Genomic DNA, 26,075 nt, shown 5'->3' with positions numbered 1-26,075 from the left:
AGAGAAGGACCCTACATTGGCTCCCAAGAAGAAGGTCACCGGCCTCATCAAGCTGCAGATCCAGGCAGGTGCCGCTAACCCGGCCCCGCCGATCGGTCCTGCGCTTGGCCAGCACGGTGTCAACATCATGGAATTCTGCAAGGCGTACAACGCTGCGACGGAAGCCCAGCGCGGAAACGTCATCCCCGTGGAAATCACGGTCTACGAGGACCGCTCCTTCACGTTCATCACCAAGACCCCGCCGGCTGCAGAGCTCATCAAAAAGGCTGCAGGCGTCGCTAAGGGTTCAGCTACCCCGCACACCGTCAAGGTTGCCAAGCTGACCCAGGCGCAGGTCAACGAGATTGCCACCACCAAGATGGAAGACCTCAACGCCACCAGCCTCGAAGGCGCAGCGAAGATCATCGCCGGCACCGCCCGCTCCATGGGTATCACCGTCGAAGGCTAACAGCCTTCACCCGCCGGGTAACCGGCACCACTGAAACATCAAGAATGTTGGGATTCCATGCCGGATTCCCAACTGTGGCAGGGCCCAGCGCGGTCCGCAGACCACAACTGCACAAGGAGAATAAGCAGCATGGCAAAGCGCAGCAAAGCATATGAGGCAGCAGCCGCCAAGATCGACGCGGAGAAGTTCTACGCGCCGTTCGAGGCAGTAACGATTGCCAAGGACACCAACCCGTCCAAGTTCGACGCCACCGTTGAGGTTGCTTTCCGCCTCGGCGTTGACCCGCGCAAGGCTGACCAGATGGTCCGCGGCACGGTCAACCTGCCCCACGGCACCGGCAAGGTCTCCCGCGTCCTCGTCTTCGCAACGGGCGACAAGGCTGAGGCAGCAATCGCTGCCGGCGCCGACTTCGTTGGTTCCGATGACCTGATCGAAAAGATCGCAGCCGGCTGGACCGACTTCGATGCAGCCGTTGCCACCCCTGACCTCATGGGCAAGGTTGGCCGTCTGGGTAAGGTCCTGGGTCCCCGTAACCTGATGCCGAACCCGAAGACCGGCACCGTTACGGCCGACGTCACCAAGGCTGTCAACGACATCAAGGGCGGCAAGATCGACTTCCGCGTCGACAAGCACTCGAACCTGCACTTCATCATCGGCAAGGTGTCCTTCGACGCCCTCAAGCTGGCCGAGAACTACGCAGCCGCACTGGAAGAGGTGCTTCGCCTGAAGCCGTCCGCTTCCAAGGGCCGCTACATCCAGAAGGCAACTGTTGCCACCACGTTCGGCCCCGGCATCGCCGTGGACCCCAACGTGACCAAGGTACTGACCGAGGCCTAATTCCCTCGGCTGCCGGATCCGTCCGGCACCAATGAACCGCCCGGCGCCTGCGCCGGGCGGTTTTTTGCTTAACTTGTCAGCGCCTCCTGAATAAGCTGGGGGAATGGCCGCGCCGGAGCACCACAACAGCCCACCCGTCCCAGCCGGCTTGGCCATCACCGCCGTCCGGGTTCCGCCGCCGGGCAGCCTTGCCGGGCACGCCGCCGTCGGAGGGTCCGCAAGCGGACCTGACGATGATTTCCGGACCTGCCATGCCTTGCGGGAAAAGCAGGAACTGGCGCTCTGGGGAAACCTGGACCGTTGCCCCACGCTTGCCGAGGCGGCGGAGTTCTGGCGCGGCAACGCCTACGAGGATCGTTTTCTTTTTCTGGCACGGCTGGGCCACGAAACGGCAGGGCTGTGTTCGGTCACGCTGCCCCTGCGCGAGAACACCGCCACGGCGGGAGTGGACGTGCTGGTGGCGCCCGCATACCGCAGGCGGGGACTTGGCAGGGTCCTGCTCCGGCATGTGGAGGACCTGGCCCGCAGCCGGGGCCGGACGTCCCTGGACGGCTACTTTGAGGTGCCCATCGGGCACGCCGCCACCGGTGCCACGGTCCCGGCCAAGTCCGGAGCCGGCGCGCTGCCGTTGGCCGAGCCCGGCACGGCGTTCGCGCTGGCCTCGGGCTACGACCTGGAACAGGTGGAGCGCAGCAGCAGCCTGGCACTCCCTGTCCCCGGCGACGTCCTGGACCAGCTGGCGGCGCGGGCCACAGGTACGTCCGGGGACTACACCCTGGTGTGGTGGGACAGCTCCTGCCCGGCGGACCTGGTGGACAAATTCGCAGAACTGAAGGCGCACATGAGTGTGGACGTCCCCACCGCAGGGCTGGACTGGGGCCTGGAGGACTGGGACGCCGCCCGGGTGCGGTCCGGTGAAGAGCAGCTGGCCCGGTCGGGTACGGAGGCGGTGGTGGTGGCGGCCCAGCACCGCGGCACGGGTGATTTGGTGGGCTACACCGTCCTTGAATGGCGTCCCGGCGTTCCGGCGTCCATCCTGCAGAACGACACCCTGGTGGTGGCCGCGCACCGTGGCCACAACCTGGGGCTGCTGCTGAAGCTGGCCAACGTGCGGCGGGCGCAGGAGCGTTGGCCCGCGGCGCGCTCGGTCCTGACATGGAACGCCAGCGAAAACCAGCATATGCTGGCGATAAATGGCGCGCTTGGATTCAAGCCTGCAGGCTATGAAGGCGAGTGGCAGAAACGGCTGGGGTGATGCGCCAATGGCACACGACGTGAAGATCGAACAGCTGTGGATTCCCGATTCACTGGACGCACCTGACGCGGCGGACTTCCTTGCTGCCGTTGAGGTGGGCCGCAAGGTGCGGATGCAGACGTGGGGCAGCGACGACCTCGCCTACGGGCCGCTGGAGAAGCTGCTGGAGTTCGAGGACCCGTATGAGCGGCAGCTGATCCTGGTGGCCAAGGTGGACGGCAAAATCGTCGGGACCGTGGACATCGCCCTGCCGCTCACGGACAACCTTGACCTGGCGGAGTTCACGCTGGACATCCTGCCGGAATTCCAGCGCCAGGGGGTGGGCCGGCGGCTGCTGTTGGCCGCAGAGCAACTGGCACGCGGTGAGGGCCGCAGCATGATCCTGGTGGACACAAACCATCCCGGCGCCTCGCTGCACGAGTTTGAGCAGGCCCAGCTGGTTCCCGGCTCGGGCCAGGGGTTTGTGCCGCTGGACAGTCGCGAGGTCGAATTCGCCCAGAAGACCGGCTACACCCTCCAGCACATCGAGCAGTTCAGTTCCTGCGCGCTGCCGCTGGACACAAAACTCGTCGCGGACCTGCAGGCCGAGGCGGACGCCGCCAACAACGGCCGGTACCGGCTGCACCACTGGACGGACCGTTGCCCTGACCGCTGGTTGGAGGCCGTGGCCACCCTCGAAAACCAGGCGGGCGCCGACGTCGACCCTGCCCTGGAAGCGCCTGTCGAGCAGGACATGGTGTTCGACGGCGGCATCCTCCGTGAAGCCGAAGGGGTCGCCATCGCGCAGGGCCGGCGGACGGTGGTCACCGCCGTCGAGGACCTCGCCACCGGGGCCCTGGTGGGCCTGACCACCATCACGGTACTGGCCCACCGGGCTGACGTGGTGTTCCAGGACGACACCCTGGTGCTGCAGGAACACCGTGGCAACAAACTCGGCCTGCTGATCAAGGTGGCCAACATGGAGCGCCTCACGGAACAGTTTCCCGACGCCAGGGTCATTTACACCTGGAACGCCCCGGAGAACCGCTACCTCCTGACGGTGAACCAGCAGCTGGGCTTCCGCACCGCGGGGGTCACCGGGATCTGGCAGAAGGAACTCCCGAAGTCGCATACCAGCACCAGCTGATCCGGCCGATTTGGTGGACGGGTCAAGCGTCCCGTAAGCTGGGAGGACCAAAGACCGTCGGTTGTTGGAAATCCACTCTCCCGGGCATCGCTCACTTCTGCAGTTGTGTGCGGGGGATCCAAGTAGGTTTCCGGACGAAGGCCCCTCACGCAGGGCGGCCGGCGCAGGTGAACGAAGCAAAAGTTCCGCGGATTGATCCGCGTTGAGCCAAGCCCCGTGCATCTGCGCGGGGCGTTTTTTTGTTTCAGCGATCCTGAGGGGACCGTCGAATACCGGCACTATCCCCGGAAGGAGGGTTATGGCAACGCCTACAAAGGTTTCAGCAGTAGCTGAGATCACTAACGATTTCAAGGAATCGAACGCCGCTGTCCTGACCGAATACCGTGGGCTCACCGTTGCACAGCTCAAGCAGCTGCGTGTTTCTCTCGGCCAGGACACCAAGTTCGCGGTCGTCAAGAACACCCTGACCGCCATTGCAGCCAAGGAAGCAGGCGTCGCAGCATTCGACGGCCAGCTCGCCGGCCCCACTGCAATCGCGTTCATCAAGGGTGACGCAGTTGCCGCTGCCAAGAGCCTGACGGATTTTGCCAAGACCAACAAGCAGCTCGTTATCAAGACGGGTTACTTCGAGGGCAAGGCACTGAACGCCACCGAGGTCGCCGCACTGGCTGCCCTCGAATCCCGTGAGCTGCAGCTCGCAAAGGTTGCAGGCATCCTCAAGGCTCCTGCCGCTGCTGCTGCCCGCATCATCGATGCGCTGCGCCTCAAGCTTGAAGAAGAGAACGGTGCACCGGCAGCTGCCGAGGCCCCTGCCGCTGAAGAAGCCCCCGCCGCTGAAGCTGAAGCCCCGGCTGAAGCTCCCGCAGCCGAAGAGAACTGATTCTCTTCACCCCACCAGACTCCGGTGGTTCGGGCCCAGCGCCCGGTAACCACCACAACAGGAAGGACGCCTCCCATGGCGAAGCTCACCAACGAAGAGCTCATTGAAGCTTTCAAGGAACTGACCATCATCGAGCTCTCCGAGTTCGTCAAGCTCTTCGAAGAGACCTTCGAAGTAACCGCTGCCGCTGTTGCCGTTGCCGGCCCCGCTGCTGCTGCTGAAGAAGCCGAAGAGAAGACCGACTTCGATGTCGTCCTCGAATCCGCTGGCGAAAAGAAGATCGCAGTGATCAAGGAAGTACGTGCCATCACTTCCCTGGGTCTGAAGGAAGCCAAGGACCTGGTCGACAGCGCTCCCAAGGCCGTCCTCGAAGGCGCCACCAAGGAAGCTGCCGAGAAGGCAAAGGAGCAGCTCGAGGCTGCCGGCGCAACCGTTACCCTCAAGTAACAGCGTCTTTTCCCGGAAAACCCCGTCCACTGTTGTGGACGGGGTTTTCTATTTAACCCAACTGACTGGCAGTTGTTGTCGTTATGGGGCTCCAAAACGACAACAACTGCGACCTAGTTGGGATCGGAGATGTCCGCCACCACCGCGCGCAGGGCTGCCGTGAGCGCGTCGGCGTCCACGAATGCGCTGTAGCCGTGTGCCCCGGCGCCCATGGAGATCCGTTTTCCCGTGATGGCTGCATCGGCGTACACAGGCCACGGATGCGTGCTGCCCAGCGGAGTGATGGTGCCGCGCTCGTAGCCGGTGGCGTCCAGGGCCACGTCTGCCGGTGGCAGGGACAACTTGTTGACGCCCACCAGTGCCCTGAGCTTGGGCCAGGAGATCTGCCGGTCGCCGGGGATCAGGGCGAACAGGAATGTGCCGTCCTTGTGCTTGACCACCAGCGATTTAACGATGTCCGCCGGGCTGATGCCCAGCAGTGACGCTGCCTCGGCCAGGCTGCCGGCGGCGGCCCGGGCCACCACGTCCACTTGGAGGCCCACTTCCGCCGCGCCGGCCAGGAACCTTTCCCGGCCCGGCGCCGGTCCGGTCCCCATCAGTCGCGGTACAGCAGGAGCGCTTCGCCCTGCCCGCCGCCGCCGCACAGTGATACGGCTGCCTTGCCAGTACCCCGCCGCCGGAGTTCGTGGGCAGCGTGAACGGCAAGCCGGGCCCCGGAGGCCCCGATCGGGTGTCCCAAGGCAATCGCTCCGCCGTGGATGTTGCACCGGTCCAGCGGATAGTCCAGGTCCTTCAGGGACTGGACCGCCACGGACCCGAAGGCCTCGTTGATCTCGATGAAGTCAAGGTCGGCGGTGGTCCAACCGGCCCGCTGCAGCGCATCCAGGATGGCGTTTGACGGTTGGGAATGCAGCGAGTTGTCCGGCCCGGCCACCTGCCCGGGCTTGCCCACCACTGCCAGGTAGGCCAGGCCGTGGGCTTCCGCGTACCCCCTGCTGGACAGGACCAGCGCTGCCGCCCCATCGGACAGCGGCGAGGAGTTTCCGGCCGTGATGGTGCCGTCGGTGGCGAACGCAGCCCGCAGTCCCGCCAGGGACTCCACCGTGGTGGCGGGCCGGATGCCCTCATCGGCGTTGACCTGCAACGGGTCGCCTTTTCGCTGCTTGACGCTCAACGGCACCAGTTCGTCGTCGAAAATGCCGTTCTTTGCGGCAAGCGCGGCCCGCTGATGCGATTGCGCCGCCACGTTGTCCTGGGACTGCCGGTCAATGCCCAGGGCCAGGTTCCGCGTTTCCGTGGACAGGCCCATCGACTGGCCGTCAAAGGCGTCGGTCAGCCCGTCATGCGCTGCCGCGTCCAGGGCCGCGATGTTGCCGTAGGTCCAGCCCTGCCGGGACCCGGGGAGCAGGTGCGGCGCCCGGGTCATGGACTCCTGGCCGCCGGCAACCACCACGGTGGCATCGCCGGCCCGGATCAGCCGGGCGGCATCGATGACCGCCGTCAGGCCGGACAGGCACACCTTGTTGATAGTGACGGCCGGAACATTCCAGCCGATGCCTGCGCCAACACTGCTTTGCCGGGCCGGATTCTGGCCGGCCCCGGCCTGCAGCACCTGGCCCATGATGACGGCGTCCACGTCTGCCGCGTCCACGCCACCGGCGTCCAGCGCGGCCCTGATGGCACGGGCGCCCAGGTCCACGGCGGTGAAGCCCGCCAGCTGGCCGTTGATCCGGCCCTGCGGGGTCCGCACTGCTGCGAGGATGACAACGTCAGTGTTGTCCTGGGAATCGCCCATGGTTATCTCTTCCGATCGGATCCGGTGTAAGCCACCAAGGCTATCGTGACCCCTGTCACGCTGCTATTCAAACACCCGCACGCAAGGCACCGTCCGGAACGGCAGGGGAGAGGTCCCCATGCCTGGGACGTGCACGACGCCGGGAGCTTGCGTAGGGTTGAACGCGGAAACTTGCGGCGGGTCACCAAAGCCCGCACCATTCGGAACAAAGGTGCAGACGTGAAAAAGATCCTCTCCCTGGCGGCCATCGCCGCGCTGGCAGGCCTTACCGCGTGCTCCGTGCAGGCGCCCGAGCCCGCGCCGGCGGCCTCCGGATCCGCGCAGGGCCAGGACTCCGCCGGCAGCACCCCCGGCAACACCGCACCGGGACCCGCGTCATCGGCGCCGGCAGCGCCGGCAGCGCCGGCCGCCGGCGGGGCCAAGGAGGCCTGCGGGCTGTTCAACTCGCTCTACGCGGAGTACGCCGCGGTCCCGGCGGACGACGCCAACGGCTTCGAGGAGATCTACCTGAAAGCCCAGGACGCCCAGGCCGGTGCCGCCGGCGACCTCGAAGGGCTCTTCGCAGCGCTTGCCCTGCTCTCGATCGACCGTTCAGTCAAGGCGGAGACCGGTGGCCAGGCGGACCAGGAATCCAAGGACGCCGTCCGCGACGCGGTATTCGCCAATTCCGGCACCTGCACGGCGGAAGGCGTGACGCTCCGGCTGTGAAGACAGGGGAGCGGTGCCGGTCAAAATCCGGTGCTTGCAATCCGGCCGGATGTGGGGTAGACAGGTAGGCTGTTTTGCCGTATCGTAGATATTTGCGTCTTCCCTGTTTACCTTCAGCCTTCATATAGCGGTGGGCTTTGCCTGGCAGCTGACATTCAACGTGCCGTCGACAACGTCACGAAATGCCCAGCCCCGGCCCCGGGTCATATAGCGGAACCGGATGGTAGCACTGTGGATTCTATCTGCAGATGCACAGCGGGGGAGATCTGAAAACGCCTGAAGGTCTGTGGAAGGATCCCTCTTGGTCGCCTCGAGCACCTCTAATAACGAAACCGCTAACACCGCCGACAGCACTGATGGTGCCACTCGCCGGCTCTCATTCGCAAAGATTCACGAACCCCTTGATGTTCCGAATCTGCTTGCCCTGCAGACGGACAGCTTTGACTGGCTGGTCGGCAACGAGCGCTGGCAGGCACGCGTGGCAAAGGCTGTCGAAGAAAACGACCTCAGCGTCGCCACCACGTCCGGCCTGTCGGACATCTTCGAAGAAATCTCCCCGATCGAGGACTTCCAGGGCACCATGTCCCTGAGCTTCTCCGATCCGGAGTTCGCTGATCCCAAGTACACGATGGCCGAATGCAAGGACCGGGACGCCACGTACTCGGCTCCGCTGTACGTCAAGGCCGAGTTCATGAACAACAACACGGGCGAAATCAAGCAGCAGACCGTGTTCATGGGCGACTTCCCGCTGATGACCGAGAAGGGCACCTTCGTCGTCAACGGCACCGAGCGTGTTGTGGTCTCCCAGCTGGTCCGTTCCCCGGGCGCCTACTTCGAGCGTGCCGCTGACAAGACCAGCGACAAGGACATCTTCACCGCCAAGATCATCCCGTCCCGCGGTGCATGGTTCGAGCTGGAGATCGACAAGCGCGACCAGGTCGGCGTCCGCCTCGACCGGAAGCGCAAGCAGTCCGTCACGGTGCTGCTGAAGGCCCTCGGCTGGACTGAAGGCCAGATCCTTGAGGAATTCGGGCAGTACGACTCCATGCGGGCAACCCTGGAGAAGGACGCCACCGAAACCCGCGAAGACGCGTTGCTGGACATCTACCGGAAGCTGCGACCGGGCGAGCCGCCCACAGTCGAGGCTGCCCAGTCCCTGCTGGACAACCTGTACTTCAACTCCAAGCGCTACGATCTGGCCAAGGTTGGCCGCTACAAGATCAACCGCAAGCTTGGCATCGACCGCTCCCTTGGTGACAAGGAAGCTTCGGTCCTGCACGTTGAAGACATCGTCGCCATGATCAAGTTCCTCGTTGCGCTGCATGCCGGCGAGAAAACCCTCACGGGCAAGCGCGATGGCCAGGACCACGACCTCCGCGTCGAGATCGATGACATCGACCACTTCGGCAACCGCCGCATTCGCGCCGTCGGCGAGCTCATCGAGAACCAGGTCCGCACCGGCCTGTCCCGCATGGAGCGCGTTGTCCGCGAGCGTATGACCACGCAGGACGTCGAAGCCATCACGCCGCAGACGCTGATCAACATCCGCCCGGTTGTTGCAGCCATCAAGGAGTTCTTCGGAACGTCCCAGCTGTCGCAGTTCATGGACCAGAACAACCCGCTCTCCGGCCTGACCCACAAGCGCCGCCTGTCGGCGCTGGGCCCCGGCGGTCTGTCCCGTGACCGTGCCGGCATGGAAGTCCGTGACGTGCACCCGTCCCACTACGGCCGCATGTGCCCCATCGAAACCCCTGAAGGCCCGAACATTGGCCTGATCGGTTCGCTGGCTTCCTACGGCCGGATCAACCCGTTCGGTTTCATCGAGACCCCGTACCGCCTGGTCAAGGATGGCGTTGTTTCCGACGACGTCCAGTACCTGACGGCTGACGACGAGGCAGAGGTCCTGATCGCACAGGCCAACGCCCCGCTCGATGCAAACAAGAAGTTCTCCGAGGACACTGTCCTGGTCCGCGCCCGTGGTGGTGGAGGCGAGCCTGTCCTCGTTCCCGCCGGCGAGGTCGAGTTCATGGACGTTTCCCCGCGCCAGATGGTGTCCGTGGCAACGGCCCTGATTCCGTTCCTCGAGCATGACGATGCCAACCGTGCACTCATGGGTGCCAACATGCAGCGCCAGGCTGTGCCGCTGGTCCGTTCCGAGGCCCCGTTTGTGGGTACCGGCATGGAGCGCGCCGCCGCAGTCGACGCCGGTGACGTCACCATCGCCAAGAAGGCCGGTGTGGTCACCGAGGTTTCCGCCGAGCTCGTCATCATGCTTAACGACGACGGCACCGAAACCAACTACCGCATCAACAAGTTCGCACGCTCCAACCAGGGCAACTGCTACAACAACCGCGTCCTGGTAAGCGAAGGCCAGCGCCTCGAAGTCGGCGGCATCATCGCCGACGGTCCGGCAACGGACCAGGGCGAACTGGCACTGGGCAAGAACCTGCTCGTGGCATTCATGTCCTGGGAAGGCCACAACTTCGAGGACGCCATCATCCTCTCGCAGCGCATCGTTGCCGAGGACGTCCTTTCCTCCATCCACATCGAGGAGCACGAGATCGATGCCCGCGACACCAAGCTTGGTGCCGAGGAAATCACCCGTGACATCCCCAACGTGTCCGAGGAAGTCCTGGCAGGCCTGGACGAGCGCGGCATCATCCACATCGGTGCCGAGGTTGAAGCCGGCGACATCCTGGTAGGCAAGGTCACCCCCAAGGGCGAGACCGAGCTGACCCCGGAAGAGCGCCTGCTCCGTGCCATCTTCGGTGAGAAGTCCCGCGAAGTGCGCGACACCTCCCTGAAGGTTCCCCACGGCGAGTCCGGCACCGTCATCGGTGTCCGCGTCTTCGACCGCGACAACGACGATGAGCTGCCCCCGGGCGTCAACCAGCTGGTCCGTGTATACGTCGCTGCCAAGCGCAAGATCACCGACGGCGACAAGCTCGCCGGCCGCCACGGCAACAAGGGCGTTATCTCCAAGATCCTCCCGATCGAGGACATGCCCTTCCTGGCCGACGGCACCCCCGTTGATATCGTCCTGAACCCGCTGGGTGTTCCGGGCCGCATGAACGTGGGCCAGGTCCTGGAAACCCACCTCGGTTGGGTTGCCAAGACCGGTTGGAAGATCGAAGGCGAGCCCGAGTGGGTCAAGCAGCTGCCCAACCTGCCGCGCGAAAGTGGTTCCACCACTGTCGCCACGCCGGTGTTCGACGGCGCCCGTGAAGAAGAAATCACCGGCCTGCTCGACTCCACCAACGTGACCCGCGACGGTGAGCGCCTGATTGACTCCTCCGGCAAGACCCGGCTCTTCGACGGCCGCTCCGGCGAACCGTTCCCGGACCCGATCTCCGTGGGCTACATGTACATCCTGAAGCTCCACCACCTGGTGGACGACAAGATCCACGCCCGCTCCACCGGCCCGTACTCCATGATCACGCAGCAGCCGCTGGGTGGTAAGGCACAGTTCGGTGGCCAGCGCTTCGGTGAGATGGAAGTCTGGGCCCTCGAGGCCTACGGCGCCGCTTACACGCTTCAGGAACTCCTGACCATCAAGTCCGATGACATCCATGGCCGCGTGAAGGTCTACGAAGCCATCGTCAAGGGCGAGAACATCCCGGAGCCGGGCGTTCCCGAGTCCTTCAAGGTCCTGATCAAGGAAATGCAGTCGCTGTGCCTGAACGTGGAAGTTCTTTCCACCGACGGAACCACGATTGAAATGCGTGATTCTGATGACGCAGTCTTCACGGCTGCGGAAGAACTGGGCATCGACCTGTCCCGTGCAGAGCCCAGTTCCGTAGAAGAGGTTTAGCAGGGGAGGTACGACGGCGGGTGCGAACCCGCCGTCGTGCCCCTCCTCCCTCTTCGCGTAGCCCAAGACTTCAGAATTCAGAGAACAAGAGAGAACAGGGACCATATGTCCAGCGAATCCTCCTTCGGCCTCATGCAGATCGGCCTCGCCACCGCGGAAGACATCCGTGGTTGGTCATACGGCGAGGTTAAGAAGCCGGAAACCATCAACTACCGCACGCTCAAGCCTGAGAAGGACGGACTCTTCTGCGAGAAGATCTTCGGCCCGTCCCGGGACTGGGAGTGCTACTGCGGCAAGTACAAGCGCGTCCGCTTCAAGGGCATCATCTGCGAGCGGTGTGGCGTTGAAGTCACCCGCGCGAAGGTCCGCCGCGAGCGTATGGGCCACATTGAGCTCGCCGCGCCCGTCACGCACATCTGGTACTTCAAGGGTGTTCCGTCACGCCTTGGCTACCTCCTTGACCTGGCACCGAAGGACCTCGAAAAGGTCATCTACTTCGCCGCCTACATGATCACCAGCGTCGACGAGGCTGCCCGCCACGAGGAACTGCCCAACCTGCAGGTTGAGCACGACATCGAGAAGAAGCAGCTCATCGACAACCGCGACTCCGACATCGCGGCGATCGCCCGCGACCTCGAAGGCGAAATCGCCCGCCTTGAGGGCGAAGGCGCCAAGGCTGCCGACAAGAAGAAGGCCCGCGACTCCGCCGACCGCCAGATGGCGAACGTGCGTAAGCGTGCCGACGCCGACATCGAACGCCTCGAGCAGGTCTGGGACCGGTTCAAGAACCTCAAGGTCGCTGACCTCGAAGGTGACGAAGGCCTGTACCGCGAGCTGCGCGACCGCTACGGCATGTACTTCGAAGGCTCCATGGGTGCCGAAGCCATCAAGAAGCGTCTTGAGAACTTCGACATGCAGGCCGAGTCGGACCTGCTGCGCGACATCATTGCCAACGGCAAGGGCCAGCGCAAGACCCGTGCCCTCAAGCGCCTGAAGGTGGTCAACGCGTTCCTGACCACCAACAACAGCCCGCTTGGCATGGTCCTGGACGCCGTCCCGGTGATCCCGCCGGAACTGCGCCCCATGGTCCAGCTGGACGGTGGCCGCTTCGCGACCTCCGACCTCAACGACCTCTACCGACGTGTGATCAACCGCAACAACCGCCTCAAGCGCCTGCTCGACCTGGGTGCTCCGGAGATCATCGTCAACAACGAGAAGCGCATGCTTCAGGAAGCTGTTGACAGCCTCTTCGACAACGGCCGCCGCGGCCGTCCCGTCACGGGTCCGGGCAACCGTCCGCTGAAGTCCCTGAGCGACATGCTCAAGGGCAAGCAGGGCCGGTTCCGCCAGAACCTCCTCGGCAAGCGTGTTGACTACTCCGGCCGCTCGGTCATCGTGGTGGGCCCGCAGCTGAAGCTGCACCAGTGTGGCCTGCCCAAGCAGATGGCACTGGAGCTCTTCAAGCCGTTCGTGATGAAGCGCCTGGTTGACCTCAACCACGCCCAGAACATCAAGTCGGCCAAGCGGATGGTGGAGCGCTACCGCCCGCAGGTCTGGGACGTCCTGGAAGAGATCATCACCGAACACCCGGTGCTGCTCAACCGTGCACCCACCCTGCACCGCCTCGGCATCCAGGCGTTCGAGCCCCAGCTTGTTGAAGGTAAGGCAATCCAGCTGCACCCGCTGGTCTGTGGCGCCTTCAACGCCGACTTCGACGGCGACCAGATGGCAGTGCACCTGCCGCTGAGCCCCGAGGCGCAGGCTGAAGCCCGCATCCTGATGCTGTCCTCCAACAACATCCTCAAGCCCTCCGACGGCCGTCCCGTGACCCTGCCTTCGCAGGACATGATCATCGGTCTGTACCACCTGACCACCAAGCGTGTCGGTTCAGCCGGCGAAGGCCGGATCTTCGGTTCCGTGGCGGAAGCCATCATGGCCTACGACCTGCGTGACCTGCACCTGAACTCCAAGGTCAAGATCCGCCTCGAAGGCTTTGTGCCCTACGCAGGCTGGGAAGCTCCCGAAGGCTGGGAGCCGGGTCAGACCGCACTGGTGGAAACCTCACTGGGACAGGTCATCTTCAACGAGACCCTGCCCGAGGACTACCCGTGGGTTGAGGATGTTGCGGACAAGGGCGAACTGTCCCGGATCGTCAACGACCTCGCCGAGCGCTACCCCAAGGTCGTCACCGCGGCAACGCTGGACAACCTGAAGGATGCCGGTTTCTACTGGGCAACCCGCTCGGGCGTCACCGTGGCCATCTCCGACATTGAGGTGCCCAAGGACAAGCCGAAGATCCTTGCCGGCTACGAGGAGCGCGCCGCCAAGATCCAGGGCCAGTACGACAAGGGCCTGATCGACGACGACGAGCGCCGCCAGGAACTGATCGAAATCTGGAACAAGGCCACCAACGAAATCGCCCAGGCGATGCGTGACAGCCTGTCCCCGATGAACACGATCAACCGCATGGTGTCCTCCGGTGCACGTGGTAACTGGATGCAGGTCCGTCAGATCGCGGGTATCCGTGGCCTGGTGGCCAACCCTAAGGGTGAGATCATCCCGCGTCCCATCAAGTCCTCCTACCGTGAGGGCCTGTCGGTGCTGGAATACTTCATCGCCACCCACGGTGCACGTAAGGGCCTGGCTGACACCGCGCTGCGTACCGCCAACTCGGGTTACCTGACCCGGCGCCTGGTGGACGTCTCGCAGGACGTCATCGTCCGCGAAGAGGACTGCGGCACCGAGCGCGGCCTGGTCACGGCAATCGCCGTCGCCGACGCCAACGGTGAACTGGTCCTCGACGAGAACGTTGAGAACAGCGCCTACGCCCGGACCCTGGCCGTCGACGTCGTCGATGACAAGGGCACCGTCCTGGCAGCTGCCGGCACCGACTGCGGCGACGTTGTTATTGCCGAGCTCTTCGCAGCCGGCATCACCGAGGTCAAGGTCCGCTCCGTACTCACCTGTGAGTCCAGCGTCGGCACCTGCGCCCTGTGCTACGGCCGCTCGCTGGCCACGGGTAAGACCGTGGACATCGGCGAAGCCGTGGGCATCATCGCCGCACAGTCCATCGGTGAGCCCGGCACGCAGCTGACCATGCGTACGTTCCACACCGGTGGTGCTGTCTCCGCCGGTGGTGGCGACGACATCACCCAGGGCCTGCCCCGTATCCAGGAGCTGTTCGAAGCCCGCACTCCGAAGGGTGTCGCACCGATTGCAGAAGCAGCCGGCCGCATCACCATTGAAGAGTCCGAGCGCCAGATGCGCCTGGTCATCACGCCCGACGACGGAACCGAAGACATCGCTTACCCGGTGCTTCGCCGTTCACGGCTCCTGATCGAAGACGGCGACCATGTCACGGTTGGCCAGAAGCTGATCAACGGACCGGTTGACCCCAAGCAGGTCCTGCGCATCATGGGTCCGCGTGCCGCGCAGAAGTTCCTTGTGGACGAAGTGCAGGGCGTTTACCTCAGCCAGGGCATTGGCATCCACGACAAGCACGTGGAAGTCATTGTCCGGCAGATGCTGCGGCGCGTCACGGTCATCGAGTCCGGCGAATCGGATCTGCTGCCCGGCGAGCTCGCCGAGCGCAGCCGCTTCGAAGACGCCAACCGCCGTGTTGTGTCCGAGGGCAAGACACCGGCTTCCGGCCGTCCTGAGCTCATGGGCATCACCAAGGCCTCCCTGGCCACCGAGTCCTGGCTGTCCGCAGCTTCCTTCCAGGAAACCACCCGCGTCCTGACGCAGGCGGCCATGGAAGGCAAGAGCGACCCGCTGCTCGGCCTCAAGGAGAACGTCATCATCGGTAAGCTGATCCCGGCCGGCACGGGTCTCCCGCGCTACACCGAGGTCACCGTGGAGCCCACTGAAGAAGCAAAGGCCAACCTGTTCACCGGCCCCAGCGCATTCAGTGACTTCTCGTACGACACCCTGGGCGGCGACGGAGCTCCTGAGTTCCACGCCATCCCGCTGGATGACTACGACCTGGGCAGCGACTTCCGCTGACCACTGGTCCCTGAGTAGAAAGACCCCGTCCCCACACCGTGGGGGCGGGGTCTTCCCCGTATACACCGGATTAAGGCCCCAGGTCCATACGTGTTAGACTTTTCGTAATTGTTCTGTGTGGCAGTGGATGAAGGCCGCCGCAGCATCATTTTGGTTTTGTTCTCATGATGCTGGGTGGAGCTTGTTTCCGGGTTGCGGGCTAAGTGCGCAACGAATGCCACGCTTTTGCACGCCTACGCAAGTTTTCATGGGCGCAGCTGCAGGAACAACGCCAAAACCCCGACTTCCAGGCTGGCGCCTGGTCCCGGGGTAGAGATCAAACCAACGGAGAACACGAGAGTGCCTACGATTAACCAGCTGGTCCGCAAGGGCCGCACGCCGAAGGTCAAAAAGACCAAGGCCCCCGCGCTGAACGGCAGCCCGATGCGCCGCGGTGTCTGCACCCGCGTTTACACCACCACCCCGAAGAAGCCGAACTCGGCTCTCCGTAAGGTTGCACGTGTGCGCCTCAACGGTGGCGTGGAAGTAACCGCCTACATCCCCGGTGTTGGCCACAACCTGCAGGAGCACTCCATTGTGCTCGTTCGCGGTGGTCGCGTTAAGGACCTCCCCGGTGTCCGCTACAAGATCGTCCGTGGCGCCCTCGATACCCAGGGTGTGAAGAACCGTAAGCAGGCACGCAGCCGTTACGGCGCAAAGATGGAGAAGAAGTAATATGCCTCGCAAGGGTCCGGCCCCCAAGCGGCCGCTCGTACTAGATCCCGTTTACGGCTCCCCGCTGGTTACCCAGCTCATCAACAAGGTGCTCGTTGACGGCAAGAAGTCCACGGCAGAGCGCATCGTCTACGGTGCACTCGAAGGCGCACGCGCCAAGTCCGGTGGCGACCCCGTAGCAGCCCTCAAGAAGGCCATGGACAACGTCAAGCCTTCACTCGAGGTCCGCTCACGCCGCGTCGGTGGCGCAACGTACCAGGTTCCGGTTGAGGTCAAGCCGGGCCGCTCCACCGCACTCGCCCTGCGTTGGCTGGTTGGCTACTCCAAGGCCCGCCGCGAAAAGACGATGACCGAGCGCCTCCAGAACGAAATCCTGGATGCCTCGAACGGTCTCGGTGCCGCTGTGAAGCGCCGCGAAGATACCCACAAGATGGCCGAGTCCAACAAGGCCTTCGCCCACTACCGCTGGTAATACTTCCCGATCGCCGCCGGCTCAACCGAGCCGGCGGCGAACGTGCAGTCCATCCGAAAGGGAGACACCGTGGCACAGGACGTGCTTACCGACCTTAGTAAGGTCCGCAACATCGGCATCATGGCCCACATTGATGCCGGCAAGACCACCACCACCGAGCGCATCCTGTTTTACACGGGTGTGAACCACAAGATCGGCGAAACGCACGACGGCGCTTCGACGACTGACTGGATGGAACAGGAAAAGGAACGCGGCATCACCATCACGTCTGCCGCCGTGACCTGCTTCTGGGAAAACAACCAGATCAACATCATCGACACCCCCGGCCACGTTGACTTCACCGTTGAGGTTGAGCGCTCCTTGCGCGTCCTCGACGGCGCCGTTGCCGTCTTCGATGGCAAGGAAGGCGTGGAGCCGCAGTCCGAGACTGTTTGGCGCCAGGCCGACAAGTACAACGTCCCGCGTATCTGCTTCGTCAACAAGATGGACAAGCTGGGCGCTGACTTCTACTTCACCGTGGACACGATTGTTAACCGCCTCGGCGCCAAGCCGCTGGTTATGCAGCTGCCCATCGGTGCGGAGAACGACTTCATCGGCGTTGTTGACCTGCTCTACATGCGTGCCCTCGTATGGCCCGGCGACTCCAAGGGTGACGTCACCATGGGTGCCAAGTACGAGATCCAGGAGATCCCGGCTGACCTCCAGGCGAAGGCTGAAGAGTACCGCGCAGCACTCGTTGAAGCTGTTGCCGAGTCCTCCGAAGAACTCATGGAGAAGTACCTCGAAGGCGAAGAGATCTCGATTGACGAGCTCAAGGCCGGCATCCGCAAGATGACCATCAACTCCGAGCTGTACCCCGTGTTCTGTGGCTCCGCCTTCAAGAACCGTGGCGTCCAGCCGATGCTCGATGCTGTCATCGACTACCTGCCGAACCCGCTCGACGTCCCGCCGATGATCGGTCACGATCCCCGCGACGAAGAGAAGGAACTGACCCGCAAGCCGTCTTCCGAAGAGCCGTTCTCGGCCCTGGCGTTCAAGATTGCCGCGCACCCGTTCTTCGGCCAGCTCACCTTCGTCCGCGTGTACTCCGGTCACGTGGAAGCAGGCGCCCAGGTGGTCAACTCCACCAAGGGCAAGAAGGAGCGCATCGGCAAGCTGTTCCAGATGCACGCCAACAAGGAAATGCCCGTTGATGGCGCTACCGCCGGCCACATCTACGCAGCGATCGGCTTGAAGGACACCACCACGGGTGACACCCTGTGTGATTCCGCCAACCAGATCGTCCTCGAGTCCATGAGCTTCCCGGAGCCCGTGATCTCGGTTGCCATCGAGCCCAACACCAAGGGTGACCAGGAGAAGCTCTCCACGGCCATCCAGAAGCTCTCCGCTGAGGACCCCACCTTCCAGGTGTCCCTCAACGAAGACACGGGCCAGACCATCATCGCCGGCATGGGCGAGCTCCACCTGGACATCCTGGTGGACCGCATGCGCCGCGAATTCAAGGTCGAGGCAAACGTTGGCAAGCCGCAGGTTGCCTACCGCGAAACCATCAAGAATGTTGTTGCGCGTCACGACTACACGCACAAGAAGCAGACCGGTGGTTCGGGCCAGTTCGCAAAGATCCAGATCGCCATCGGGCCCCTGGATACTTCCGAAGGCGAGCTGTACGAGTTCGAGAACAAGGTGACCGGTGGACGTATTCCTCGCGAATACATTCCGTCCGTCGACGCCGGCATCCAGGATGCGCTGAACGACGGCGTCCTGGCCGGTTACCCGGTTGTTGGCATCAAGGCAACGCTGATTGACGGCGCTTACCACGATGTTGACTCCTCGGAAATGGCGTTCAAGATCGCCGGCCGGATGGCTTTCAAGGAAGCCGCCCGCAAGGCGAACCCTGTCCTGCTCGAACCGCTGATGGATGTCGAGGTCCGCACCCCTGAGGAATACATGGGTGAAGTTATCGGTGACCTCAACTCCCGCCGTGGCCAGATGCAGTCCATGGAAGATGCACAGGGTGTCAAGGTCATCCGTGCGCACGTCCCGCTGTCCGGCATGTTCGGCTACATCGGTGACCTGCGTTCAAAGACCCAGGGCCGCGCTGTGTACTCCATGACGTTCCACAGCTACGCCGAGGTCCCGAAGGCATTCGCCGACGAGATCATCCAGAAGAACCGCGGCGAATAGTCCTCCGGGACAAGACGCAGCAAACAAACTCGGATGTGCTTCCGCCAGCGGAAAGTACAGCCGGTGCAGGTGGCCGGAAGGTCCCGGCCGCTCCGGCCATCTGCACGAACAGGCTCTAGGGACTAGTATTAGTTCCTGAATCTGCAATTTCACCAATCCAAAGCCCCCCAAGTAGACTTACCTGAGTTTCTGCCGCGATCAGCGCGGTTGAAGGGTAAGTCATTTGAAAACGTTCTAGGAGGAACCTGTGGCAAAGGCAAAGTTCGAGCGGACTAAGCCGCACGTTAACATCGGCACCATTGGTCACGTTGACCACGGTAAGACGACGTTGACGGCCGCCATTTCCAAGGTGCTGTACGACAAGTACCCGACTCTCAACGAGCAGCGCGACTTCGCGTCGATTGACTCTGCTCCCGAAGAGCGTCAGCGCGGCATTACCATCAACATCTCCCACGTTGAATACCAGACCGAAAAGCGCCACTACGCACACGTAGACGCTCCGGGTCACGCTGACTACATCAAGAACATGATCACCGGTGCTGCACAGATGGACGGTGCAATCCTCGTGGTTGCCGCCACTGACGGCCCGATGGCTCAGACCCGCGAGCACGTCCTGCTCGCCCGCCAGGTTGGCGTTCCCTACCTGCTGGTTGCTCTGAACAAGTCGGACATGGTTGACGACGAAGAACTGCTGGACCTCGTTGAAATGGAAGTTCGTGAGCTGCTTTCCGCTCAGGGCTTCGATGGCGACGACGCTCCCGTTGTTCGCGTTTCCGGCCTGAAGGCACTCGAAGGCGACCCCGTTTGGGTCAAGTCCGTCGAGGACCTCATGGAAGCCGTTGACGAGTCCGTTCCGGACCCCGTACGTGACCGTGACAAGCCGTTCCTCATGCCTATCGAGGACGTCTTCACCATCACCGGCCGTGGCACCGTTGTTACGGGCCGCGCCGAGCGTGGCACCCTCGCCATCAACTCCGAGGTCGAGATCGTCGGCATCCGTCCGGTCCAGAAGACCACGGTTACCGGTATCGAGATGTTCCACAAGCAGCTCGACGAAGCATGGGCCGGCGAGAACTGTGGCCTCCTGCTCCGCGGTCTGAAGCGCGACGATGTCGAGCGTGGCCAGGTTGTCGTCAAGCCGGGTTCCATCACCCCGCACACCGACTTCGAAGCCAACGTCTACATCCTCTCCAAGGACGAAGGCGGGCGTCACAACCCGTTCTACTCCAACTACCGCCCGCAGTTCTACTTCCGCACCACGGACGTAACCGGCGTTATCACCCTGCCCGAGGGCACGGAAATGGTTATGCCCGGCGATAACACTGAGATGACCGTTGCGCTCATCCAGCCCATCGCCATGGAAGAGGGCCTCGGCTTCGCTATCCGCGAAGGCGGCCGCACCGTTGGTTCAGGACGCGTTACCAAGATCAACAAGTAGTCTTTGCTGATTACTGGCCGGAAGGGCTTAGGGCCCGGATGACCGCTGGGAAACCCCGCTGCTGTGCAGCGGGGTTTTCCTTTGCTACTATTTATCCAGTCATTGGATAAATAGTGGCGCCACAACGCTGCCCGGAAAGGCCATGGACATGACGGACGAATCCTACGAGGCCGGATACCGGGCCGGACACCTGCAGGGCTGGCTCGATGCCATGGCCAGGGTGGCCGCGGAACCACCGGCGCCAGCATCGTCAACAGCCAGGTCGACGCCGGTGGCCCCGCATGCTGAGCCACTGGGACCGCCCGCCGTCCCTACTCCGCCGCTGGCACCTGTGCAGGAAGTGTTTGGGGCGGCGCAGGAACCGTGGGCGCCCACCCGGCAGCCCCTGCTGCAACCGGCACTGTTTCAGCCGGCCCGGCAGCAGCTGGCCGAACCCGCCCACGCCACACCCGCGCAGCCGCTTGCCGTTCCGCCGTCGGTCCCTATGCATGGAACTGCCGTGCCCGTAGAAACCGAAGCCGAGCGCCAGGCGCGGCGGGCCCGCCGCGACCGGCAGAACATCAACATCACGCTTTACGTGGCCAGCCTGCTCCTGGTAGCTGCGGCTGCCCTCTTTATTGGTACCGGCCTGCCGCCCATGCTCCGGTTCGCCGGAGTCTGCGCCGTGGCCGCAGCCTTCTACGTCGCGGGATTTGTCCTGCATGCCAAAGTGGCACGGCTCAAACCTGCGGCGGTCGCCTTTACCGGCACGGGGCTGGCGCTGGTGCCGGTGACCGGGCTGGCGATGTACAACTTCGTCTGGAGCGACGGCCCGGCGGCCTGGCTCGTCACCTCCCTGGTGGGAACGGCCGCCTACGTTGCGGCGTCGGTGCGGCTGGAGAGCAGGGTTCTGGCCTACCTTTCGCTGACGTTCCTGATCTCGACGGCCTGGTCCGGCACCGCTGTGCTCGGCGCAGCCCTGGTCTGGTACTTCGTGGTCCTCATCGCGGTGTCCATTGGCTTTACCGTGCTCTCCCTGGGCAGGCCCGGCTGGCTCCCGCCGCTGTATGTGCAGCCCCTGGCCGTCCTGCATCCGGTGCTGGTTCCGGCCGTGGCACTGGTTGTCACCTGCCTCCCGGGCCTGATCTCCGCGTCCGAATACGCGGGGGTCATCGGACTGTGCGGTGTGTACTTCGCCGGCATTGCAGCCGTCCGCAGCAGCACGCAACGGGTCCTGCACTACTTCGCCGCTCGGGCAGCCCTGACAGCGGGGTTGTCCGTGGGCGTCGCGGAGCTGACCGGGCACGGCCGTGACGGTCTGCTGGCGGCGGTTGTCCTTCTGGCGGCCCAGTCCATCGCGGTGGCGTACGGCATGCCGGTCCTCGCGAAGTGGTTCCCCTCCGCCCCTGTGACGGACGAAGAACGACAGGTCCAGCCACAGATCCAGGCCCAACCGCAGGTTCCGCCCCGGGTCCGGGGCAGGTGGCGCTTTGATGCACTGGGAACATTTGCCGTCCAGGTACTGGCCACAGGCACCTTTGCCGCGGCCGTGGAGTTTTCCCGGCAGGGCCAGGGCGGCGTCCCGCTTTGGGTCCCGGTGCTTATCCTCCTCGCCACCAGCATGGTAATCGCCGCCAGGCTGGGCGGCAGGGCCGAATATGCCCCCTATGCCGCCCTGCTGCTGGCAGGACTGGCCGCGCCCGTTATGGGGGCGTGGCCGCTGGCCTTGATGCTGCTCCTGGCCGGCGCCGGCTGGCTGGCCAGGATGCGCCCGGGAATTGCGACGCCGGCAACTGTCCCGTTGCTGCTGTTCAACGCCAGGTTGGCACTCACCGCCGCCGCACCCGCTGTTGCAGCCGCCGTCACGGATGGCAGCGCGCAACGGCCTGCCATCCTGGCGGCACTCCTCGTTGCCGTGGTCCTCCAGCAGCTGCTGTCGATATGGGTGATGGTCCGGAGCCGGCCCGCGCTGGCCCCGGAGGCAACGTTGATGGGCTTTGTACTCGCCGGACTTGCCTGCAGTGTTGTGCTGGCCTGGACGGAGCCGGCGCCGCTGGCCACCGCGGGCCTGTTCCTGCAGCTGGCGGCAGCGCTGGCCGTGGGCCTGGTCTTGCTGCCGCGGAACCCATCGGCCGGCCGGTGGAGCGCAAGCGTGGGGGAGGTGCTGCCCCCGGCGGCAGCCGCCGTGCTGGTTTTGACCGCCTTCAGTGAACTCCCCGACGCCGCGGCCAACGCTGCGTTGCTCCTGCTGACCGCCTACTTCCTGGTCGCCGCACGCCGGCTGCCGGGACGTGGGCACCGCTGGACCTATTGGTGGCTGGCGCGTGCCGCCGGTACCGTCCTGGTCCTGACGGGCCTGGCCCAGTATGCGCCCGGCGCGGTCCAGCCGGCCGTTGTCCTGGTCCTCGTCCTGGCGGCGCAGCTGGTGTTCCCGCTGGGTGCCGCCATCCTCGGCCGGGCGCCCCGTGGCGTCCTTGCAGACACTGGAGCGGTGGTGTTCCTGCAGTTGGCAGCCAGTGCCATGCTGGCGCCGGCGCTGTCCACTGGAACCTGGCACAACACGGCGGTCCTTGCCGCCGCTGCGCTGTCTGCTGCCGCCGCCGGGTACGTGCTCCGCGAGCGCCGGGCCGCCGTCGTTATTGCCCCTGCCGCGGTTGTGGTCCTTGCCGTGCTTTCCGCCGGGAATCCCGCCTACGCGGAAATCCTCCTCGCCGTCTTTGGCGTGTTCGCTGCGGCCATGGTGGTGGCAGCGCCCCAGCCTGTCCGCAAGGGCTGGTACTTTGTTGCCGCCAGGGTGTCTGCTGCGGCGCTGGCCGTGGTGTTCAGTTACGACGCCGGCGCCTCGCCCACCGCAGTCTCCCTCACGTTCGCGGGGGTCCTGGCAGCCCAGCACGGGGTGCGCTGGGCGATGCGGCACCGCCTGGCGGCCGTTCCGTTCCAGCAGGCCGCGGTGTGGATCACCCTGGCCGGGCAGGCCATCCTGCCTGTGGTTTTCGCGCTGCGGAACGTTTCCGGTCCCGGGGCGGCCGACGCCGGACGGTGGGTTGTGCTCCTGGAACTGGCACTGCTGCTGGTTTCCGCGGTGGTGGCCAGCCGGCTGTTCGCGGCCCGCGGCGCACTCTACTTCGGGGTCTTCGCGCTGCTGGCCCTGGCCCTTTCGCTGGGACCGGTTGTCCGCCTGACGCCGCCGCCGTTCCTGACGTATACGGGCACGCTGCTGGTCCTGATGGGCCTGGCGGTTGCGGCGTGCGCCGCAGGGGTGTGGCGGCGCGGGCGCCCGCAGGAGTCCGCGGCCGATCGCTGGCTTTGGGTTGCAGCTGCCGGCGCCTTCGCGGTGACGGCCCTGTCCCTGTCGCTCCTGGCCATGGACTGGGCGCCCGGCGCCGCTGTGCTGGTGGTCGCGGCAACCTGTTTCACTGTCTCCCACGTGGAGCGGATCCCAGTCCTGTATCCGGTGGCTGCGGCAGCGGTGCTGGCCGGAGCCGGCCTGCTGTCGCTGGCCGTTTTCCCGCCCCCGGTTGGCGTGTGGGGAAGCTACTGGCCGTGGCTTGCCGGAACGGGCCTGGCTGCTGTGGGCCTTTACGGGGCCCGCTGGCTCCCGGGTGTGCTTTCGGCGCTGGACCCGGTCCGCCGTTGGTCCCTCGTGGGCGGCGCCCTGGTGGGCCTCGCCGGCGCTGCGGCCCAGGGGCTGCGTGCCGACGCGACATCCTGGACCGGCGCAGCTGTCCTGGCGGCAGGCGTCGGCATCACTGTGGTGGAGGTGCCGGCCAGATGGCGGCGGGCCACGGCGGAGCTGGGCGCGGTGGCAGTGCTGGCAGGCATCCAGCGGGCCTCGATCTTCAGCCTTGACACCCGCAGCTTCGCCGGGCTGCCCGACCTTTTCTGGGTGGTGCAGTGGTACGTGCTGTTGGGCGCCGCGGTGGCGGTGCTGCGGTACCTGGCGGGGCAGGCCGCCGTGGGCCGGACTGTTTTGTCAGTGGCGGCCGGGCTGCTGACATTGAGCGGGCTGGGCATAGTCTTCGGCGGCAACGGCGGCCAGCAGCTTTGGGTTTTGGTGCTCCTGGCGGGGCTGCTGCTGGCCGGGCTGGCTTTTGGTGAACGGCTGTTCGTGTGGTGGGGTGCCGCCGGGGTTGCCGCGTGCGTCCTGTGGGCCATGCGCCAGTACACGTTCGCGCTGCTGGCGCTGATCGCCGTCGGACTCATTGCCTTCGCTGTATGGCGCCTGAACCGCAGCACCGGCGCCGGGCCTGAAGAAGGGGACGGAGCGTCGGGCACCGCCCCCTGATACTGTTGCAGCATCGAAGGGAGTTCATCATGGGATGGCTTATTTTCCTCATTGTCGCCGTTGCCGTAGTGGCAGGCGTGTTTTGGGCCAAAAAGCATTTCCGCCAGGAAATCGACCGGGCAAAGCGGATCAACCGGGCCAACAAAAACCAGTAACTGCCCCGCTGGAAGGCCGATTCAGGCCTGCCGGGCCCGCGCCAGGGCCTGGTACCAGTAGAACGACTGTTTGGGCGTCCGTTCCTGGGTGTCGAAGTCCACGTGGACCAGGCCGAAACGCTGCGAATAACCGGCAGCCCATTCGAAGTTGTCCATCAGCGTCCAGACGTAGTAGCCGCGGAGGTCCACCCCCTCCGCGGATCCGCCCGGGGCCACGGCCGCCAGCGCCGCGCCCAGGTGATCGGCCAGATAGCGGACCCGCTCGGTATCCTGCAGTGTGCCGGTCACGTTGGCGGGCTCCGGGAAGCTGGCACCGCCCTCCGTGATGAACACCGGGGGGAGCGAGGCGCCGTAGCGGTCACGGAAGTCCCGCAGCAGGATGCCCAGGTGCTGCGGCGCCACCGGCCAGCCAAAGCCGGTGCTCTTGTATTCGGGGTAGCCCACATCGTGGAAGGGCATCCTGGCCACCGCTTCCGGCAGGTCCGGCGGCCCGGCGGGCCCCCGCCCCAGGGCCACCCTGACCGGGAAATAGTAGTTCAGGCCGTAGAAGTCCAAGGGCTGATGGATGGTGCGCAGGTCGGCGTCGGAGACCCTGCCGAGGGACCGCAGCCACGGCCTGGCGTAGAACGGCAGGCGGGGATAGCGGCCCAACAGCACCGGGTCGGCGTACATCCTGTTCATCAGCAGGTCATACATGTGGGCCACCAACCGGTCGCCGGGCTTGCCGCTGGCGGGCCGCACGGGAGCGTGGAGGTTGGTGATCCCCACACCGCCTGCGACGCCGGCGGCGCGGAGGGCCTGCACCCCCAGCCCGTGGGCCAGGAGTTGATGGTGGATGGCGGGCAGCGCATCAAAGAGGAGTGCGCGGCCCGGAGCATGGACGCCCAGGGCGTATCCGTTAAGCGTCACTGACAACGGTTCGTTCAGGGTGACCCATTGCGCCACGCGGTCGCCGAACCGGGCGGCGGCCGCCGCGGCATAATCGGCGAAACGGCCGGCGGTGTCTCGGTTGAGCCAGCCGCCGCTGTGCTCAAGCGGCAGGGGAGTGTCCCAGTGGTAGAGGGTGGCCATGGGCGAGATACCTGCCGCGAGGAGGCTGTCGATCAGGCGGTCGTAGAAATCCAGGCCTTCAGCGTTGAAGCCGCCACGGCCATCAGGCTGGATCCGGGGCCAGGACAGCGAAAACCGGTACGAGTCCACGCCGAGGTCCTGGAGCAGGGCAACGTCCTGGGGGAGGCGGTTGTAGTGGTCGCAGGCCACTGCCGGGGAATCGCCCGCAACGATGGCGCCGGGCTTCTCCGCGAACGCATCCCAGCCGGACGGGCCACGGCCGTCAGCACTCAGGGAGCCCTCGATCTGGAACGCCGCCGCCGCCACTCCCAACGTGAACGACGGCGGGATGCGGCCTGCGAGCTCCGTCGCCGATTCCGTGCTTTCGAGCGTCATGGACCAATCATCCACACGGACCCAGTGCAGGGCAATGGGCCGCGCAGGGGGCCGGTAAGGCCCGATTCGCATCTGGCGCCCGTTTCCGGC

Annotated in this window: 18 protein-coding genes; 15 read left to right on the top strand and 3 right to left on the bottom strand. The window is 64.8% G+C overall.

What is annotated here, in order from left to right; translation table 11 throughout:
* Positions 1-16 precede the first annotated feature (16 nt).
* The 6 genes from rplK to rplL all read left to right on the top strand — a co-directional run bounded on the left by rplK (position 17) and on the right by rplL (position 4,993).
* Entirely contained in the window at positions 17-448 is a 432-nt protein-coding gene (gene rplK / locus ACU18_RS04880) for a 50S ribosomal protein L11 (protein ID WP_018773647.1), read from the top strand.
* 129 nt (positions 449-577) lie between these two features.
* Positions 578-1,285 (top strand): 50S ribosomal protein L1, encoded by a 708-nt coding sequence (rplA, locus tag ACU18_RS04875; protein WP_050684408.1) that lies wholly within the window; start codon positions 578-580, stop codon positions 1,283-1,285.
* Positions 1,286-1,388: 103 nt separating this feature from the next.
* The gene (locus tag ACU18_RS04870; RefSeq protein ID WP_050684407.1) at positions 1,389-2,540 is read left to right on the top strand and encodes a GNAT family N-acetyltransferase; all 1,152 of its coding nucleotides are present in this window, start codon (positions 1,389-1,391) and stop codon (positions 2,538-2,540) included.
* Between the two features lie 7 nt (positions 2,541-2,547).
* Positions 2,548-3,666, top strand: a complete 1,119-nt coding sequence (locus tag ACU18_RS04865; RefSeq protein WP_050684406.1) for a GNAT family N-acetyltransferase — start codon at positions 2,548-2,550, stop codon at positions 3,664-3,666.
* Between the two features lie 298 nt (positions 3,667-3,964).
* On the top strand, positions 3,965-4,546 hold the full coding sequence (gene rplJ, locus ACU18_RS04860; protein ID WP_050684405.1) for a 50S ribosomal protein L10: 582 nt from the start codon (positions 3,965-3,967) through the stop codon (positions 4,544-4,546).
* 75 nt (positions 4,547-4,621) lie between these two features.
* Positions 4,622-4,993, top strand: a complete 372-nt coding sequence (gene rplL / locus ACU18_RS04855) for a 50S ribosomal protein L7/L12 (RefSeq protein WP_050684404.1) — start codon at positions 4,622-4,624, stop codon at positions 4,991-4,993.
* A gap of 113 nt (positions 4,994-5,106) precedes the next feature.
* On the opposite strand, the gene ACU18_RS04850 is transcribed toward rplL, so the two are convergent.
* Positions 5,107-5,589: an aminoacyl-tRNA deacylase gene (locus tag ACU18_RS04850; protein WP_050684403.1), complete on the bottom strand. Its 483-nt coding sequence runs from the start codon at positions 5,587-5,589 to the stop codon at positions 5,107-5,109.
* Positions 5,589-6,788 carry an acetyl-CoA C-acetyltransferase gene (locus tag ACU18_RS04845; protein ID WP_050684402.1) on the bottom strand — a complete coding sequence of 400 codons (1,200 nt, stop codon included), beginning with the start codon at positions 6,786-6,788 and terminating at the stop codon, positions 5,589-5,591. The genes ACU18_RS04850 and ACU18_RS04845 overlap by 1 nt, the downstream gene beginning before the upstream one ends.
* Before the next feature lie 219 nt (positions 6,789-7,007).
* On the opposite strand from ACU18_RS04845, the gene ACU18_RS04840 reads away from it, so the two are divergent.
* The 9 genes from ACU18_RS04840 (at position 7,008) to ACU18_RS20345 (ending at position 24,539) form a co-directional block, all read left to right on the top strand.
* Complete coding sequence (locus tag ACU18_RS04840) at positions 7,008-7,496, top strand: hypothetical protein (RefSeq protein ID WP_050684420.1); 489 nt, start codon at positions 7,008-7,010, stop codon at positions 7,494-7,496.
* A gap of 301 nt (positions 7,497-7,797) precedes the next feature.
* The gene (gene rpoB / locus ACU18_RS04835) at positions 7,798-11,307 is read left to right on the top strand and encodes a DNA-directed RNA polymerase subunit beta (RefSeq protein WP_050684401.1); all 3,510 of its coding nucleotides are present in this window, start codon (positions 7,798-7,800) and stop codon (positions 11,305-11,307) included.
* A 105-nt stretch (positions 11,308-11,412) separates the two neighbouring features.
* Positions 11,413-15,312: a DNA-directed RNA polymerase subunit beta' gene (locus tag ACU18_RS04830; protein WP_050684400.1), complete on the top strand. Its 3,900-nt coding sequence runs from the start codon at positions 11,413-11,415 to the stop codon at positions 15,310-15,312.
* 339 nt (positions 15,313-15,651) lie between these two features.
* Positions 15,652-16,026, top strand: coding sequence for a 30S ribosomal protein S12 (gene rpsL, locus ACU18_RS04825; protein ID WP_011692814.1), 375 nt, complete (start codon positions 15,652-15,654; stop codon positions 16,024-16,026).
* Between the two features lies 1 nt (position 16,027).
* A complete protein-coding gene (gene rpsG / locus ACU18_RS04820; RefSeq protein ID WP_026531948.1) occupies positions 16,028-16,498 on the top strand; it encodes a 30S ribosomal protein S7 in 471 nt (156 codons plus the stop codon).
* A gap of 69 nt (positions 16,499-16,567) precedes the next feature.
* A complete protein-coding gene (fusA, locus tag ACU18_RS04815) occupies positions 16,568-18,682 on the top strand; it encodes an elongation factor G (RefSeq protein ID WP_050684399.1) in 2,115 nt (704 codons plus the stop codon).
* A 247-nt stretch (positions 18,683-18,929) separates the two neighbouring features.
* Positions 18,930-20,120, top strand: coding sequence for an elongation factor Tu (gene tuf / locus ACU18_RS04810; RefSeq protein ID WP_050684398.1), 1,191 nt, complete (start codon positions 18,930-18,932; stop codon positions 20,118-20,120).
* 148 nt (positions 20,121-20,268) lie between these two features.
* Positions 20,269-24,384, top strand: coding sequence for a hypothetical protein (locus ACU18_RS04805; protein WP_050684419.1), 4,116 nt, complete (start codon positions 20,269-20,271; stop codon positions 24,382-24,384).
* Between the two features lie 29 nt (positions 24,385-24,413).
* Positions 24,414-24,539, top strand: coding sequence for a hypothetical protein (locus tag ACU18_RS20345; RefSeq protein WP_268760258.1), 126 nt, complete (start codon positions 24,414-24,416; stop codon positions 24,537-24,539).
* Positions 24,540-24,560: 21 nt separating this feature from the next.
* Here the strand turns inward: ACU18_RS20345 and ACU18_RS04800 are convergent, their stop codons facing one another.
* The gene (locus tag ACU18_RS04800; RefSeq protein ID WP_050684397.1) at positions 24,561-25,985 is read right to left on the bottom strand and encodes a GH1 family beta-glucosidase; all 1,425 of its coding nucleotides are present in this window, start codon (positions 25,983-25,985) and stop codon (positions 24,561-24,563) included.
* Positions 25,986-26,075 lie beyond the last annotated feature (90 nt).

It is taken from the genome of Arthrobacter sp. ZBG10, from assembly GCF_001238605.1.
GTDB lineage: Bacteria > Actinomycetota > Actinomycetes > Actinomycetales > Micrococcaceae > Arthrobacter.
The sequence above is the reverse complement of the archived record's forward strand: the minus strand, read 5'-3'. Positions and strand labels throughout refer to the sequence as shown.